Source organism: Streptomyces sp. Wb2n-11 (assembly GCF_001049855.1).
GTDB lineage: Bacteria > Actinomycetota > Actinomycetes > Streptomycetales > Streptomycetaceae > Streptomyces > Streptomyces altiplanensis.
Map to the genome: position 1 here is coordinate 6,660,511 of NZ_CVPB01000001.1, position 12,778 is coordinate 6,673,288.

12 protein-coding genes and 3 pseudogenes are annotated in these 12,778 nt (G+C 73.3%); 7 read left to right on the top strand and 8 right to left on the bottom strand.

Annotation, left to right across the window (positions count from 1 at the left end):
- Positions 1–89: 89 nt before the first annotated feature.
- From BN1555_RS30460 to BN1555_RS30470, 3 genes and pseudogenes are all read left to right on the top strand, one after another.
- Complete coding sequence (locus BN1555_RS30460) at positions 90–1,304, top strand: geranylgeranyl reductase family protein (RefSeq protein WP_093802351.1); 1,215 nt, start codon at positions 90–92, stop codon at positions 1,302–1,304.
- A 299-nt stretch (positions 1,305–1,603) separates the two neighbouring features.
- Positions 1,604–2,349: pseudogene (locus BN1555_RS30465) on the top strand (sensor histidine kinase); the annotation flags it as partial.
- A gap of 11 nt (positions 2,350–2,360) precedes the next feature.
- Positions 2,361–2,990 (top strand): response regulator, encoded by a 630-nt coding sequence (locus tag BN1555_RS30470; RefSeq protein WP_093803759.1) that lies wholly within the window; start codon positions 2,361–2,363, stop codon positions 2,988–2,990.
- On the opposite strand, the gene BN1555_RS30475 is transcribed toward BN1555_RS30470, so the two are convergent.
- The 4 genes from BN1555_RS30475 to BN1555_RS30490 form a co-directional block, all read right to left on the bottom strand.
- Positions 2,930–3,208 carry a DUF6332 family protein gene (locus tag BN1555_RS30475; protein WP_369689002.1) on the bottom strand — a complete coding sequence of 93 codons (279 nt, stop codon included), beginning with the start codon at positions 3,206–3,208 and terminating at the stop codon, positions 2,930–2,932. The genes BN1555_RS30470 and BN1555_RS30475 overlap by 61 nt on opposite strands.
- 356 nt (positions 3,209–3,564) lie before the next feature.
- The gene (locus BN1555_RS30480) at positions 3,565–4,299 is read right to left on the bottom strand and encodes a maleylpyruvate isomerase family mycothiol-dependent enzyme (RefSeq protein WP_093802355.1); all 735 of its coding nucleotides are present in this window, start codon (positions 4,297–4,299) and stop codon (positions 3,565–3,567) included.
- Positions 4,300–4,330: 31 nt separating this feature from the next.
- A complete protein-coding gene (locus BN1555_RS30485; RefSeq protein WP_093802357.1) occupies positions 4,331–4,678 on the bottom strand; it encodes an SCO4225 family membrane protein in 348 nt (115 codons plus the stop codon).
- A gap of 72 nt (positions 4,679–4,750) precedes the next feature.
- Positions 4,751–5,977, bottom strand: a complete 1,227-nt coding sequence (locus tag BN1555_RS30490; protein ID WP_093802358.1) for an MFS transporter — start codon at positions 5,975–5,977, stop codon at positions 4,751–4,753.
- Positions 5,978–6,085: 108 nt separating this feature from the next.
- On the opposite strand from BN1555_RS30490, the gene BN1555_RS30495 reads away from it, so the two are divergent.
- Entirely contained in the window at positions 6,086–7,318 is a 1,233-nt protein-coding gene (locus tag BN1555_RS30495) for an ROK family protein (RefSeq protein ID WP_093802359.1), read from the top strand.
- Positions 7,315–8,286 (top strand): prolyl aminopeptidase, encoded by a 972-nt coding sequence (gene pip, locus BN1555_RS30500; RefSeq protein ID WP_093802361.1) that lies wholly within the window; start codon positions 7,315–7,317, stop codon positions 8,284–8,286. The genes BN1555_RS30495 and pip overlap by 4 nt, the downstream gene beginning before the upstream one ends.
- A 375-nt stretch (positions 8,287–8,661) precedes the next feature.
- On the opposite strand, the pseudogene BN1555_RS40780 reads toward pip, so the two are convergent.
- Positions 8,662–8,967: pseudogene (locus tag BN1555_RS40780) on the bottom strand (TetR/AcrR family transcriptional regulator); the annotation flags it as partial.
- Positions 8,968–9,064: 97 nt separating this feature from the next.
- Between BN1555_RS40780 and BN1555_RS40785 the strand changes: the two are divergent.
- Positions 9,065–9,337: pseudogene (locus BN1555_RS40785) on the top strand (SHOCT domain-containing protein); the annotation flags it as partial.
- Positions 9,338–9,362: 25 nt separating this feature from the next.
- On the opposite strand, the gene BN1555_RS30515 reads toward BN1555_RS40785, so the two are convergent.
- Entirely contained in the window at positions 9,363–9,890 is a 528-nt protein-coding gene (locus BN1555_RS30515) for an ATP-binding protein (protein WP_176710177.1), read from the bottom strand.
- A 166-nt stretch (positions 9,891–10,056) separates the two neighbouring features.
- Positions 10,057–10,392 carry a hypothetical protein gene (locus tag BN1555_RS30520; RefSeq protein ID WP_093802364.1) on the bottom strand — a complete coding sequence of 112 codons (336 nt, stop codon included), beginning with the start codon at positions 10,390–10,392 and terminating at the stop codon, positions 10,057–10,059.
- Positions 10,393–10,663: 271 nt separating this feature from the next.
- Between BN1555_RS30520 and BN1555_RS30525 the strand changes: the two genes are divergently transcribed.
- Positions 10,664–11,797, top strand: coding sequence for an L-cysteine desulfhydrase Cds1 (locus tag BN1555_RS30525; RefSeq protein WP_093802365.1), 1,134 nt, complete (start codon positions 10,664–10,666; stop codon positions 11,795–11,797).
- A 47-nt stretch (positions 11,798–11,844) separates the two neighbouring features.
- On the opposite strand, the gene BN1555_RS30530 is transcribed toward BN1555_RS30525, so the two are convergent.
- The gene (locus BN1555_RS30530) at positions 11,845–12,684 is read right to left on the bottom strand and encodes a DeoR/GlpR family DNA-binding transcription regulator (protein WP_093803760.1); all 840 of its coding nucleotides are present in this window, start codon (positions 12,682–12,684) and stop codon (positions 11,845–11,847) included.
- Between the last annotated feature and the right edge of the window lie 94 nt (positions 12,685–12,778).

Here is a 12,778-nt window from a genome sequence, read left to right on the forward strand (position 1 = left end):
GATCCTCCCACAGCGAGATCGGCGGCTCCCGCGCCGTAGGATGCGTCAGCAGTACGGACCACTGGGCGGATCAGGAGCAGAAGCACATCGTGAGCAGCGAGAACGCAGACGCCGGACGTGAGCGCGAAGAGCCGGTGTGGGACGTCGTGGTGGTCGGTGCGGGGCCCGCCGGGTCGTCGGCGGCCTATGCGGCCGCGGTCGCGGGGCGGCGCGTACTCCTTCTGGAGAAGGCGGAACTGCCCCGTTACAAGACCTGTGGCGGCGGCATCATCGGACCGTCGCGCGACGCGCTGCCACCCGGCTTCGAACTCCCGTTCAAGGATCGCGTGCATGCCGTGACGTTCTCGCTGGGCGGGAAGCTGACGCGGACACGCCGTTCGAAGCAGATGCTCTTCGGCCTCATCAACCGGCCGGAGTTCGACGCCGGGCTGGTCGAGGAGGCGCGGAAGGCGGGCGCCGTGGTCCGTACCGGAGCGTCGGTCGCGCGCGTCGAGCAGCACGGCTCGGCCGTGCCGGACCGGCGCACGGTGGCCGTGGTCCTGGCGGGCGGCGAGACGGTGCTCGCCCGTTCGGTGGTCGGCGCGGACGGCAGCGCCGGCCGGATAGGGGCGCATGTCGGGGTCAAGCTCGACCAGGTGGATCTCGGCCTGGAGGCGGAGATCCCGGTGCCCGCGACGGTCGCCGAGGACTGGGCGGGGCGGGTGCTCATCGACTGGGGGCCGCTCCCGGGGAGTTACGGCTGGGTGTTCCCCAAGGGGGAGACGCTGACGGTCGGCGTGATCTCGGCGCGCGGTGACGGCGCCGCCACCAAGCGGTACCTGGAGGACTTCATCGCCCGCCTCGGGCTGGCCGGCTTCGAACCCGCGGTGTCCTCCGGGCACCTGACGCGGTGCCGCAGCGACGATTCGCCGCTTTCGCGCGGCCGGGTGCTGGTGTGCGGGGACGCGGCGGGGCTGCTGGAGCCGTGGACCCGGGAGGGCATCTCCTTCGCGCTGCGGTCGGGGCGGCTCGCGGGGGAGTGGGCGGTGCGGATCGCGGAGTCGCAGGACGCCGTGGACGCCCGCCGCCAGGCGCTGAACTACGCCTTCGCCATCAAGGCGGGGCTGGGTGTGGAGATGGGTGTCGGGCGGCGGATGCTCGCGCTGTTCGAGCGGCGGCCGGGGCTGCTGCACGCGGCCATAACCGGGTTCAGGCCGGCCTGGAAGATGTTCGCGGGGATCACGCGCGGTTCGACGACGCTGGCCGAGATGGTGCGTACGCGCCCCGTCGTCCAGCGCGCGCTGAGTGCGCTGGACCGGTCGTGAACCGCAGACCGTAGGCCACGGGGGCGCGGCCCGGCGGTCAGGCCGCGGGCGCCGTCCCCTTCGCCGCGCCCGGCAGCAGCGACGGATCCTGGCACAGCACCGCTGGTGCGGGGAGCGCAGGGCCGGGCCCGCTTCGGCCTGCGGGCGGCTCCGGCGGCGGGCCCGGGCGGCCAGGTACTCCGCGGGGAGTACGTGTGATCACGCCGCCCGGCTGACGCCCCGGCCGCCGCCCGCCGTCTAGCGTGGCCGGTATGGAAGCGCAGCGGAACGGTGGCGCGGCGGTCCCCCCTGGCAGCGGGGCGGGTCACGTCCTCGTCCCCCACTGGCTCTACAGGCGGCTGCCGCCCGCCGGGGACGACGCCGCGCCCTGAGGCCAGGAACTGGTCGTCGCCGCCTGGGTGGCGGCCATCGGCACCGCCTCGGAACGCGTACGCAGGGAGCAGTGGGCCCGCGAGCGCGTCGAGCGCCAGGCCGCCGAGAAGCGGCGCGCCGACGAGGAACGGCTGCGCATCGCACGCGAACTCCACGACGTACTCGCCCCCAGCATCTCGGCGATCAGCGTCCGGGCGGGCGTGGGCCTGGCCCTGCTCGACTCCGATCCCGAGCAGGCCCGCAGTGCTCCGACCACCACCAAGGCCGCCGGCAAGGAGGCGCTCGGCGAGGTCCGGCAGGTCCTCGACACGCTCCGCACGCCGGGCGACGCACCGCGCTCCCCGGCGTCCGGGCTCGACCGGCTGCCCGAACTCGTGGAGCAGGCATCGGGAGCCGGCCTCACCGTGGAGATCACGACCGAAGGGGCACCGGCCGCCCTGCCGCCCTGCCGCCCGGCACCGATCTGGCCGCCTTCCGGATCGTCCAGGAGGCTCTGGCCAATGTCGTCAGGCACTCCGGCTCCCGTACCGCCCGGGTCACCCTCGGTTACGCGCCCGGCCGCCTCGGCCTGCGCGTCGACGACGAGGGCCCGGTCACCGGCGGCAGCGGCAACGGCCTGGTGGGCATGCGCGAGCGCGCGGCCTCCCTCGGTGGCACGATCGAGGCCGGGCCGGCTTCCGGGCCCTGCTCGCCGCGCAGCCCGGCATCGAGGTCGTGGGGGAGGCGGCCGACGGCGAGGAAGCGGTGCGCCTGGTGCGGGAACTGCGTCCCGGTGTCGTACGGATGGACATCCGCATGCCGCTGCCCGACGGGCTCGCCGCCACCCGCGGGATCACCGGCGACGCGTCGCCGGACGGCGTAAAGGTGATCATGCTGACCACCTTCGAGCTCGACGAGTGCGTTTTCGAGGCGATCCGCAGCGGGGCATCGGGGTTCCTCGTCAAGGACACCGAGCCGGAGGAGCTGCTGCGGGCGGTACGGGCTGTGGTGCACGGGCACGCGCTGCTGTCGCCCGGTGTGACGCGCAGGCTGATCGCGGAGTTCGCGGCCCGTTCCAGGGAACCGTCCGGGAGCGAGGCGCTGGGGCAGTTCACCGAACGGGAGCGGGAGGTGGTGGCCCTGGTGGGCATCGGGTTGTCCAACGAGGAGATCGCCCGACGTCCCGTCGTCAGCCCGCTCACCGCGAAGGCGCACGTCAGCCGCGCCATGGTGAAGCTCGGCGCCCGCGACCGGGCCCAACCGGTCGTACTGGCCTACGAGTCGGAGCTGGTACGGCCGGGCTGGCTGGGCTCAGTCCCGGGCGCGCCCCGGTAGCCCCACAGCACGTGCACGACCCGCAGGACGAAGACGACCACCGCCAGGGCGCCCCCGGCGACCAGCATGACCCTGCTCAGGGCGGGGGAGGCGCCGAGGAGGTACCAGGGGCCGGTGACGGCCGCGAAGGCGACGCCCGCCAGGACGGCCGCGCTCAGCAGGGCGTACCCGATCTCGACCGTCATCGCGTCGCGCTGTGCCTGCGTCCTCGTCACCACGTCCCGAAGTCCCACACCGTGCGCGGCCGGCGGGCAAGAGGCACCCCGTCGGCCGCGCACGGTGGAGGGACCGGCGGCGGCGCCGGCGCCGGCGGCGCGGATGGCGAGGGTGCGGCGCGCACCGCGGCCCGGAGCTCTCGTCCCGCACCCGCCTGAGCCGGAGCGCGCTCTCCTGGCTGACCGGGTGGCTGGAGAAGGACGGGCCGGCCCGTCGCGGGATGCGCGGTGGGGACCGCGGGGGAGTGCGGGCGGTGCTCACCGACGCGGGCCGGGCGCGCCACGCCGGGGTCCGGCCCCTCCGGCGCGCGGTGCTCGCGCGGACGCCGGCGGGCCGGGCCGGGCAAGGGCGGGCGCGGTCAGACGGCTGACTTCTCCTGCCACAGGCGCGCGAGCGCGTCGTCACCGGACACGGTGAGCACGGAGAGCGGCAGCCTGTTCCAGAGGGCCAGGCAGAGCTGTCCGGCGGGCCCGCTCAGCTCGCAGTCGGCGGGCCCTTCGCCGTCCCGCTCCGTGCGCGGCGGGCCGTCGGAGAGCCGCACCGTCCATACGTCACCCGAGTCTGTCGCCCGTATGCGCAGAACGCGCGGCTCGTCGGTGCGCACCTGGCTGCGGTCGCGGGCATGGAATCCGCGGAGCAGTTCGTCGACGCCGTCCGCCGCGAACTCCGGCCTCGACGGGGACGGCCCGGTGCCCAGTGCCGACTCCGCGTCCGCGCGGTGGACCGCCGTCTCGTGCGCCTGGCGCCGGGCCCAGAAGGCGAGCGGCGACGGCGCGGGCAGGAAGGTCCAGCACTCCAGGTCCTTGGGGGCCGTGTTCAGCGCGGCCACCAGCAGGCCGTGCCCCTCCCGGAACCAGTGCAGCAGTGCCTCCCCGTCCGGACCGGGCCCGCTTTCCAGGGGGCGGCGCTCCGCATGGCCCGCTACGACATAGGACGTCGCCCACCGGTGGACCGCGCCCGTGTGCCGCAGCAGGTCCCGCACCTGCCAGTCGGGGCAGGTGGGCACGAGGGCGTCCGGGCCCGCCTGTTCGGCGGCGGCGGCCATCAACCGGCCTTGCTGGTCAAGCGTTTTGATGAACTCGGCAGTCTCCATGCGGCAGATTGTGTCAGCCGCCGGGCGGGGGTCAGGCGCCCTGTGGACGGACGGGGCGCGAGACGCCGCGGAGCAGCCGGAGGAACCAGCCGAGTGCGAACGACTGGATGAGCACGGAGACCGGCAGGGCGACGTACAGGAACCACGCGGACTCGCTCACGCTCCCCCCGAAGAGGTCGCCGCCGATGAAGAAGGCGAAGACCGTGGGCGCGCTGAGCAGGAACAGCCACACTCCGGCGAACGAGCCGTCCTCGTGGGTGACGAAGAGGGTGTCGGCCGTGACGAACACCGCGGTCGCCGCGACCAGGCCGAGGTAGACCAGCGAGGCGGGGTTGCGGAACGTCAGGTGTGCGGCGGTGTGCAGCTGTCGAGCGGCCATGGCGGTCTCTCCGTCCGGTGGGTTGCCTCCCAGGGTGCGCCCGCGGAGCCGGGTCCGCCTGAGTACGCCTACTCAGACGGGGCCGCCCGATGACGCGTTCCGGGCCGAGTACCCCAGGAACACGGAGACGGCGGCCAGTACGGCCACTGTCGTCAGGGCGACGGGAAGGGACAACCAGTCGGCGAGGAAACCGATGACCGGCGGTCCGACGAGCATGCCGCCGTAACCGAGCGTGGACGCTGCCGCGACACCGCTCGGCCCGGCCAGCTCACCGGCCCTGGCGACGGCCACGGGGAAGATGTTCGCGAGGCCGAGCCCGGTCACGGCGAAGCCGAGGAGCACCAGCCAGGTGGTGGGCGCGAGCGCGCCGAGGAGCATGCCCGCAGCGGCGAGCGACCCGCCCGCCACCAGGGTGCGGGTCTGGCCGAGCCGTTCGAGCAGTGTGGTGCCGCTGAGCCGGCCCGCCGCCATGGCCAGCGCGAAGAGGGAGTACCCGGCGGCGGCGACGCCCGGGTGGGCGTGGAGGTCCTGCTGGAGATGGAGGGTGCCCCATTCCGCGAGCGCCCCTTCGCCGTACGCCGTGCACAGTGCGATCACGCCGAAGAGCGCGACGGCCTTTCGGGCCGTTCCCCGGAGCGGTCGCGGGCCGTTCTCCGGCCGCCCCTGGAGGCGTTCCGGAGAAGGCACCCGGTTGCGCAGCAGTACGGGAGCGGCCAGGGCGGTCACGACGAGCCCGATGCCGGTCAGGCCCAGCAGATGGACGGTGGGGGAGAGGTGGGCGGCGACCAGGCCGCCCAGCCCGGCCCCGGTCATGCCGCCGAGGCTGAAAGCGGCGTGGAAGCTCGGCATTACCGGGCGTCGCATGGCCGCGACCAGATCGACCGCGGCACTGTTCATCGCGACGTTGATGCCACCGTACGAGGCGCCGAAGACCAGCAGCACCAGACCGAGTGCGAGCGTCGAGTGCGTCTGCGCGGGCAGCGCGATGCTCAGGGACAGCAGTACGCCGCAGGCCACGGTCACCGGGTGATTGCCGAAGCGCCGGCAGAGCCGCCCGGTGAGCATCATCGTGATCACCGCACCCCCGGACACCCCCAGGAGGGCGAGGCCGAGGTCGCTCGCGGAGGCCCCCGTCTGCTCCTTGATGGCGGGGATGCGGACCACCCAGCCGGCGAAGAGGAAGCCGTCGAGGGCGAAGAACACGGTCAGCGCGGTACGGAGGCGGGACAGGGAGACTGCGGCGGTGTCCCCGCCCCGGCCTCCGGGAGCGGCCCTCCGTAGTTTGTTTATTTGCGGCACAAAGTCAGCATAGGGGGCGCGTCCCGATCCGTACAAGGCGGGCGACGGCGCCGCGGACCGGCGGAGCCGGGCCCGGACGATCTTTCCCGGCATGGGAGACTCGCCCCCATGAACGGGAAGGCGACCACCATCAGAACGAGGCTGGAGAGGGGCCGGAGCGCGCTCGGGCCCGCTCTGGAACTGGTGCACACAGGACGGGCGCCGACCCGTGCCGTCCTCACCGCCGAACTCGGCGTCACCAGGGCCACCGCCGGCGCGGTCGCCGCCGAACTGGAGTCCCTGGGGCTGATCCAGGTCGACTCCCGGCCGGGCGCGGCGGCCGGCTCGCAGGGCCGCCCCTCGCACCGGCTGGCCGTCAACGACTCGGGCCCCGTCGTCCTTGCCGCGCAGATCCACGCCGACGGCTACCGCGCGGCGCTCGTCGGCCTCGGCGGCCGGACCGTCGCGACCGCGCCCGGCTGCGAGACGGTCTCCGCCGACCCGGCGCAGGTCATCGGGGCGGCGGTCGAGGCCGGCGCCGGACTGCTGCGCGAGAGCGGCCGTCGCTGCGTCGGCGCGGGCCTCGCCGTGCCGTCGGCCGTCGCCGAACCGGAAGGCACCGCCCTCAACCCGCTGCACCTCGCGTGGCCCGCGGGCTCCCCGGTCCGCGACATCTTCGCCGAACAGGTACGCGCGGCGGGCATCACGGGCCCCGCCTTCGCCGGCAACGACGTCAACCTCGCCGCACTCGCCGAACACCGCCACGGAGCGGGACGCGGCGCCCAGCACCTCCTCTGCGTCGCCACCGGCCACCGGGGCGTCGGCGGCGCACTGGTCGTCGACGGCCGCCTGCACACCGGCAGTTCGGGCCTCGCCCTCGAAGTCGGCCACCTCACGGTCAACCCCGACGGCCGCCCCTGCTACTGCGGCGGCCGCGGCTGCCTCGACGTCGAGACCGACCCGCTGGCCTTCCTCACCGCGGCCGGCCGCCCCCCGGGGCCCGAGGTCCCGCTGCTCCAGCAGTCCCGCGAACTGCTGCGCGGGAAGTACGACGACCCCGCGGTCCGCAGAGCCTGCGAGGAGCTCGTCGACCGCCTCGGACTCGGCCTCGCCGGACTCGTCAACATCCTCAATCCCGACCGCATCATCCTCGGCGGCCTCCACCGCGAACTGTTCGACGCCGACCCGGAACGGCTGCGCGCCGTGGTCGCCGACCGCAGCCTCTGGGGACGCAGCGGCGGCGTACCCATCCTGCCGTGCGCGCTCGACCACAACAGCCTCGTGGGAGCGGCCGAGCTGGCGTGGCAGCCGGTGCTCGACGATCCGCTCGCCGCGCTCGCGAGCGCGAAGGGAACGGCGTGACCGGCCGCTATCCGCCCATCGACCCCTACGACCAGGGCATGCTCGACGTCGGCCACGGCAACCTCGTCCACTGGGAGGTCTGCGGCAATCCCGGGGGCAAGCCCGCGCTCGTCGTCCACGGCGGCCCCGGCTCCGGCTGCGCCCCCGGCGTACGCCGCTCCTTCGACCCGGAGCGCTACCGGACCGTCCTCTTCGACCAGCGCGGATGCGGCCGCAGCACGCCGCACGCGAGCGACCCCGCCACCGACCTCACCCACAACACCACCCACCAGCTGGTCCGCGACATGGAACGGCTGAGGGAACACCTGGGCATCGACCGCTGGCTGCTCTTCGGCGGATCCTGGGGTTCCACGCTGATCCTCGCCTACGCCGAGGCCCCTCCGGACCGCGTCTCGGAGATCGTCATCTCCGGTGTCACCACGACCCGCCGCTCGGAGATCGACTGGCTCTACCGGGGCGTCGCACGGTTCTTCCCCGAGGCGTGGGAGCGGCTGCGGGCGGGCGTTCCCGGGAACGCCCGCGACGGCGACCTCGTCGCGGCGTACGCACGGCTCGTCTCGGACCCCGACCCGGACGTACGGGCCAGGGCGACCGCCGACTGGTGCGCCTGGGAGGACGCGGTGCTCTCCCTGGAGCCGAGCGGCGGCGCCCACCCCTACGGCGGCCTCCCCGACGCCGCCCGCACCGCGCTGGTGCGCCTCGCCTCCCACTACTTCGCCCACGGGGCCTGGCTGGACGAAGGGCAGTTGCTGCGCGACGCGGGACGGCTGGCCGGCATCCCGGGCGTACTGCTCCACGGCCGCCACGACCTCAGCAGCCCGTACGGCACCGCCTGGGAACTCGCCCGGGTCTGGCCGGACGCGGAGCTGACCCTCGTCGAGGACGCGGGGCACAAGGGCAGCGAGACGATGCGGGCACTGGTGATCGGAGCACTCGACCGGTTCGCGGGACGCCGGATCAGCCGCTGAGCCACTCGGCCCCGAACGCGCGCCGCGTTTGCACGACCGACCGACCGGTCGGCCGCCGGACCGCCGGAAGACGTCGGACCGGGCTCGCGCCGCCTCCGTGTCGTCGAGTTCCCGGCCGGACAACCGAGGCGTACGCAGAAAGAGGAGGGTCCTGGGCGTCGCGGACGCCCAGCCCGGTCGCGGGAACGTCCCCCGGGACGGTGCGGACGAAGCTCGCCCCTGCCTGCCCCGACCGAGCCCGGCGCGTTCCGGCGCGGACAGGTGCAGCGCCCGGAAGGGGTCGCCGGCCTCCTTCGGGGCGTCCTGTGCCCAGAGCGCGAAGTGCAGCACCTCCCAGTGCCGGGGGTCGATGGCCACGGCGGCCGCCACCCCCCCTTCGACGAGTCCGGCGAGCCGCCCGCGCAGCCAGTCGAGGGTCTCGTCGACCGGCGCCCGCAGCGCGTCGTCGGCGATGACGTCCGGATCCATCGTCAGCCGCCCGACGGGACAGCCGCGCAGCACGTCGCGCTCGCGCAGCAGATACGCCGAGATCCGCCCGTACGCCGGCCCGTCACCGCCCAGCCCCCTCTCGGCCGCGGCCCGCATCTCCTCGGCCGTACGCCGGATCGCGGCCAGCGCCAGGTCCGGCTTGCCCGTGAAGTGGTGGTACATGCTGCCCTGGCCCGCACCCGCGCGCTGCCGCCGGCCGTACGACGACCGGGCCCCCCTCCCGGAGCGACGCTCGTAGCACCGCACGACGAGACGCACGACGAGACGAACAGCGAGGAGCCGACCCGATATGAACACCCTGGCGCACGAAGGACCCGGCCCGCGGATCCTCCTCTTCCCGCTGCCCTGGGCGGTCGTCGTCCTCGGCGTCGTCACCGTGTTGCGCCGCACCGGCGTATGGCACGGAGGGACCGGGCGACGCGGACCCGGGCAGGAGCGGGCGCCGTACGGCGAGAGCCCGCCGATCGCGATGCCCGGCCGCCGCTTCGCCTCCGGTGGGACCGACGAGGAGGAGTACTGGCGCCGGCTCTCCGTCCTGGACGGGCAGTTCGGCCGTACCGCGTGGTATCACCACGCGGTACGGCCGGTCAGCCCACTGCGGCGGGCCGGACGGCGGGTACGTGCGTCGAAGGGGCGGCTTCGGGATCGGCCCCGGTGCGCGGGAGCGGTCCGTCGGTCGTCGCCCCGCGCACGGGACGCTCCGGCAGCGTCGCGGCGGGGAACGGCGTGGGCAGCGTGAACCACACGACCTTCCCGGCGTCGCCCCGCGGGCGCACGCCCCAGCTTTCGCTGACCGCCTCGATCAGAGCGAGACCGCGCCCGCTCGTCTCGGACGCGCCGGCCTCACGGACCGTGGGCGGGCGCGGATCGTGGTCGTGGACGGACACCGTCAGGCGGTCGAGCAGCAGCTCGATCTCCACGGTGCACCTCTTGTCCGGCTCTGCGTGCCGGTGGACGTTGGCCAGCAGTTCGGTGACGCCGAGCGCCGCCGGCTCTATCAAGGAATCGAGATGCCAGTAGCGCAATTGCGCCGATACGATTCTGCGGACCTGGCCGATCCGCGACGGCAGGGCCTGGAGCTCCACCGTGCAGTGCCTGCTTGGCTCGCTGATCACGGCTGCGACTCCCCGAATAGGTCCGGAAGAAGACGGAGAACGGATCCAGCAGTGGCTGTCTGCTGTCTGGTCCGGCGGGGCTGGTTCTCAGCGTAACCGCCGCTGCACCCTGAGTGATGTGAGACCAGGGTTACCCAGGTGGTGCCGCCGCGCAACTCGCATGTCATCAATCCCGCGCGTCCCGTACGCCGCGTGCGCTCCGCGCGCCGCGGACCGCATCCAGGAACTGCCCGGCCAGCTCCTCACCGTCCTTGGTGTGGCCCTGCTGCCCCATGGTGAGCCGGTACCGGGTGCCGTTGACCCTCGCCACCGTGCTGTCGTCCCCGGCGTACCAGGGCTTCTCCGCGGTCACGGAGCCCAGCGGCGCGCTGTCGATCTCCCGGCCGTTGCTCGTCAGCAGGACCAGCCTGCCGTTCTGGACCAGTACCTGGCCGGCCTTGGTCAGTGAGCGGGGCCAACGCCCTATCCGTACGCCCGTAGCGTTGAACTCGGGCTCCGCCATGTCACTTCGCCCCCTTCGCACGGTTTCCTGATGGGCAGTCTGCACAAACCCGGGCCCGCGCACCAGAGTCCCTCGGTGACCGGCCGGCGGGGCGCGAGACCGTGAGCCACTTCCGCGCCGTACCGCCCGGCCCCGCCCCACAAGCCATCCCTATGGCTGCCCAAAGTCAACGTTTGTGCAGGTGAGAGGCATAAAGTGCCAACTGGGGGACCGGAGTTCCCGGAGCGGAAACCAGCTGCCCCGGGGGACGCTATGACAAGGAGTGGCCCACATGAGCACCGCTGACCAGGCACGTACCGGCAACGCCGTGGCGACCATCGACGTGGACCGCAGCGATCCGGAGTACCGGGCCTGGCTGAAGGAGGCCGTCCGTAAGGTCCAGGCGGACGCCAACCGCTCCGCGGACACGCACCTGCTGCGCTTCCCGCTGCCCCAGGAATGGGAGATCGACCTGTACCTCAAGGACGAGTCGACCCACCCGACCGGCAGCCTCAAACACCGGCTCGCCCGCTCGCTCTTCCTCTACGGCCTGTGCAACGGCTGGATCAGGCCCGGCAAGCCCGTGATCGAGGCGTCGAGCGGCTCGACCGCCGTCTCGGAGGCGTACTTCGCGAAGCTGATCGGCGTGCCCTTCGTCGCGGTGATGCCCCGCACCACCAGCCCCGAGAAGATCCGGCTGATCGAGTTCCACGGCGGGCAGTGCCACTTCGTCGACGACTCGCGGAAGATGTACGAGGAGTCGGCCGCCCTCGCGGCCCGGACCGGCGGCCACTACATGGACCAGTTCACCTATGCGGAACGGGCCACCGACTGGCGCGGCAACAACAACATCGCCGAATCCGTCTACCAGCAGCTGAGGCTGGAGCGGTATCCGGAACCGGCCTGGATCGTCGCGACGGCCGGGACGGGCGGCACCTCGGCGACCATCGCGCGCTACGTCCATTACATGCAGTACGACACCCGTATCTGCGTACCCGATCCGGAGAACTCCTGCTTCTTCGACGGCTGGACCAACGGCGACCCGCTCGCCACGAGCGACTGCGGTTCGCGCATCGAGGGCATCGGCAGGCCCCGCATGGAGCCGAGCTTCGTGCCCGGCGCCGTCGACCGCATGATGAAGGTCCCGGACGCGGCGAGCGTGGCGGCCGTACGGGCGCTGGACGGGGCCATCGGCCGCAAGGCGGGCGGTTCCACCGGCACCGGACTGTGGAGCGCGCTGAAGATCGTCGCGGGAATGGTCGCCGAGGGGCGCAAGGGCAGTGTCGTGACGCTGATCTGCGACCCCGGCGACCGCTACCTCGACAAGTACTACTCGGACGCCTGGCTCGCCGAACAGGGCCTGGACATCGCTCCGTACAGCGCCGCGATCGACCAGTTCCTGGCCAGCGGCACCTGGCCGTGCTGAACGTTCCGGTGCAGGCCCGGGCGCACGCTCCGGCCGTCGGCGGTCCCTCAGACGCCCGCGGTGTCCGGGGACTCGCCCGCGACCACCAGACCCGGGAGATGCTCCGTGATCTCCCCACGGGTCCGGGCGGACAGACCGCCGTCCGTCACCAGGGTGTCGACCTCCTCGAGCGTCGCGAACGAACTCAGCCCCACCGTGCCCCACTTGGTGTGGTCCGCGACCACGACCACCCGGCGCGCGGACCGCACCAGCCGCCGGTTCGTCTCCGCCTCCGCCAGATTCGGCGTGGAGAGCCCCGCCTCGGCCGAGATCCCGTGCACCCCGAGGAAGAGCACGTCGAAGTGGAGCGAGCGGATCGCCTGGTCGGCGACCGGACCCACCAGTGAGTCCGACGGCGTCCGTACGCCGCCGGTGAGCACCACCGTGGCCGAGCCGGGGCGCGGCCCGCTCCCGCCGCCCGCGCGCTGAGCGGTGTGGAACACGTCGGCGACCCGCACCGAATTGGTCACCACCGTCAGATCCGGCACTTCCAGCAGGTGCCGGGCCAGCGCGTACGTCGTGGTACCCCCGGACAGCGCGATCGCGCTGCCGGGCACCGCCATCGCGGCGGCCGTCCGCGCGATGGCCTCCTTGGCGTCCGGCTCCAGGCCCGACTTGGCCTCGAAGCCCGGCTCGTGCGTACTGGCCTCGACCACCGGCACCGCACCGCCGTGCACCTTCTCGACCACACCCTGCCGCGCCAGCGCGTCCAGGTCCCGGCGGACCGTCATGTCGGAGACGTTGAGCCTCCTGGTCAGCTCTTGGACCCGGACACCGCCGCGCCGCCTGACCTCGTCGAGGATCAAGGCACGGCGCTGCTCCGCGAGCAGGTTCTGACTGTCGGTCACGGTCGGTCCGGTCCCTTCGTACGGCAGTACAGGCATGAGGGCCGTTCATCCTCGCACGGGTGCGCGGCGGCCGGACCTCGGGGAGATTCGGTGA